1 protein-coding gene is annotated in these 244 nt (G+C 61.1%); it reads left to right on the top strand.

Annotation, left to right across the window (positions count from 1 at the left end):
- On the top strand, positions 1-244 hold a 244-nt coding region (locus SB816_RS34230; protein WP_410548527.1), incomplete at both ends, for a hypothetical protein.

Below are 244 nucleotides of genomic sequence, written 5' to 3'. Positions count from 1 at the left end.
CGGCGTCATGGCTCCGGCCGCTGCCCCGCTGACGTCAACCGTTCAGGTCAGCGCCGTTGAATTCGAAGGGTCGAAGATTTTCGTTGCCGGTTCAGCACCTGCTGCCTCGACGGTGCGTGCGCTGGTCGATGACAGCGAAATCGGCAAGACCACCGCGGAAGCCTCCGGCCATTTCGTCATCGAGGGCGATGTCGATCTGACTGTTGGCAGCCATATCATCACCGTCGAAGAGCTGAATGCCGAC

This window comes from Achromobacter sp. SIMBA_011, assembly GCF_046535435.1.
GTDB lineage: Bacteria > Pseudomonadota > Gammaproteobacteria > Burkholderiales > Burkholderiaceae_B > Achromobacter > Achromobacter dolens.
The sequence above is the reverse complement of the archived record's forward strand: the minus strand, read 5'-3'. Positions and strand labels throughout refer to the sequence as shown.